Raw genomic sequence first — 2,470 nt, 5'->3', positions numbered from 1 at the left:
CCAAAAAATCAAGAGGCGTTTACTTCTTTATAAATTTCTATCCGATGGGCGGCGTGCACTACGACTTTTCGGTAGGACAGACGACGCAGGGTAATTGATGGGCAACTACGAAGACTTTATGTTTGAAAACCAGCTCGAAGCAGCCGAAAAGCTACTTGAAATTTTGCCCAAAAAAGAGCTAATCGCGGGCGAATATCTGATAGTATGTAGCTCTATAGATTCTGTTATCATGGTCGATAGCGTGGCTCGCGGGCTAAATTTGAGCTATGAGATTTTATTTTGCGAGCGCATTTTTGCGCCAAATAACCCGGAGTGTGAGATCGCGATGGTTAGCGAAAAGGACGACGTGGTGCTAAACGACGAGCTGATTCGGAGCTTTGGCATTAGCTACGACTTCGTTTACGGCGAGGCCGACCGTAAGTACGACGAAAAAATCTTAAAAAACGTCTACAAATTTAGAAAAGGCAATCTTATCGGCGATCTAAAGGATAGAAACATCCTGCTCATCGACGAGGGCTGCGAGACGGGACTCACGGCGCTAACCTGCCTAAAAACGCTCATGCGTGAGAGGGTAAAATCAGTCACCTACGCTACGCCGCTCATCGCCACAGACGTCGCCGCAGCTATCGCGCCGCTGGTGGATGAAATTTACGCCGTGCACAAGATCGCAAATTTTATCGAGGTGGATTTTTACTACGAAAACAAAATCGAACCAAAACCGGAAACCGTGCTTTCCATATTAGAGGAGAGTCCATTTTATATACCATTACAAAAACAAGGAGATATTAGGGCATGCAGTATTCAATAGAAGTCAATAATCAAGTTGAAATTTACGATATAAACAAGATCGCCAAGCAGGCTAGCGGCGCGGTACTTTTACGCGTAAAAAACACCGTCGTTTTAGCCACCGTCGCTCGCGAGGACACGCAAGTTAGCGAGGATTTTTTACCGCTAACGGTGCAATACATCGAAAAAACGTACGCAGCGGGTAGGATTCCCGGCGGCTACGTAAAAAGAGAGACTAAACCGGGGGATTTTGAGACGCTAACTTCGCGCATCATCGACCGCTCGCTACGTCCGCTCTTTCCAAAGGGTTATGCATATCCGACGCAAATCGTCGTGATGGTGTTATCTTGCGATCCCGAGGTTGATTTGCAAGTCGTCGGTCTAAATGCGGCTTCAGTCGCGCTTTATCTTAGCGACATCCCCGTAAATGCGCCTGTTTGCGGCGTGCGCGTGGGATATATAGATAATAAATTCGTAATAAATCCTAGCAACTCCGAGCTAAAAACTTCGGCGCTCGATCTTTACGTGGCAGGCGTTAAAGACGAACTTTTGATGATCGAGATGAGAAGTATCGCAACCGAAAAAGACGAGATAGTGCCTATCGCGCTAGATCCTATGATGGATCCGAATTTAGGCGGCGGCGTGATAGCGATGCAGGATATGAACGAATTTAGCGAAGATCTCATCGTGGAGGCGATCGCAGAAGCCGGTAAAGCCATACTTCGCGCCTCAAACGCTTATGAAGAAGCATTTAGCCAGCATAAAAAAGAGGATGCGCAGCTAGAGCTAAAACCGGAGATTGAAAATGAGAGCGTCGCAGTTTATCTAAACGAATTTTACAAAAACGACGTAAAAGCCGCGATAAATCAGATGGCTAAAAGCGAGCGTGCCAGCGAGCTAACAAAGATCGCCAAGCAAATTTTGACCGACGAAGTAGCGCAAAAAGAGGGCTGGGAGGAGGAGGTCGTCTCTAACGTCCTAGCTAAATTTAAGAAAAAAATCGTCCGCGAGCAAATCATAAACGAGGGCGTGCGCGCCGACGGCAGAGGACTTAAAGAGGTCCGTCCGATCAGCATCGAGACGAATATCCTGCCAAACGCTCACGGCAGCTGCCTCTTTACTCGCGGTCAGACGCAAGCTCTCGTGGTGGCGACTCTAGGCACCGACGGCGACGCACAGATGTATGATATGCTAACGGAAAAAGGCGCCGTGACGGATAAATTTATGTTTAACTACAACTTCCCGGGCTTTAGCGTCGGCGAGGCTAGTCCGCTAAAGGCTCCGGGCAGACGCGAGCTGGGTCACGGTAATCTCGCTAAACGCGCGCTTGCACCTAGTATCGACGTAAATTCGCCTTATACCATTAGACTTGTTTCTGAAATTTTAGAAAGTAACGGCTCAAGCTCGATGGCTAGCGTTTGCGGCGGTTCTTTGGCGCTAAGGGCTGCAGGCGTTGATACGCCAAAACTAGTAGCTGGCGTTGCGATGGGGTTAATTTTCGAGGGCGAAAAACACGCTGTTCTAACCGACATCATGGGGCTAGAGGATCACGACGGCGATATGGACTTTAAAGTCGCAGGTAGCAAAGACGGCATAACAGCGCTTCAGATGGATATAAAGCTGGGCGGTATCAGCCTTGATGTGCTTAAAGAAGCTCTTTTGCAGGCGCGCGAGGGCAGGCTGC

General features: G+C 48.5%; 2 protein-coding genes. Both read left to right on the top strand.

Features of this window, described 5'->3' with window-relative positions; genetic code table 11:
* Positions 1 to 97: 97 nt before the first annotated feature.
* Positions 98 to 808 (top strand): phosphoribosyltransferase family protein, encoded by a 711-nt coding sequence (locus Q0338_RS04515; protein ID WP_298085716.1) that lies wholly within the window; start codon positions 98 to 100, stop codon positions 806 to 808.
* Positions 793 to 2,470: polyribonucleotide nucleotidyltransferase (locus tag Q0338_RS04510; protein WP_298085715.1), on the top strand; the 1,678-nt coding region annotated here is incomplete at its 3' end. The genes Q0338_RS04515 and Q0338_RS04510, both read left to right, overlap by 16 nt.

The sequence above is a fragment of the uncultured Campylobacter sp. genome, from assembly GCF_938018145.1.
In the GTDB taxonomy this organism is placed as follows: domain Bacteria; phylum Campylobacterota; class Campylobacteria; order Campylobacterales; family Campylobacteraceae; genus Campylobacter_A.
The sequence above is the reverse complement of the archived record's forward strand: the minus strand, read 5'-3'. Positions and strand labels throughout refer to the sequence as shown.

Bases quoted from the DNA above. Each gene is read 5' to 3' on its own strand.
- Q0338_RS04515 (WP_298085716.1), top strand. From the start codon at position 98: ATGGGCAACTACGAAGACTTTATGTTTGAAAACCAGCTCGAAGCAGCC.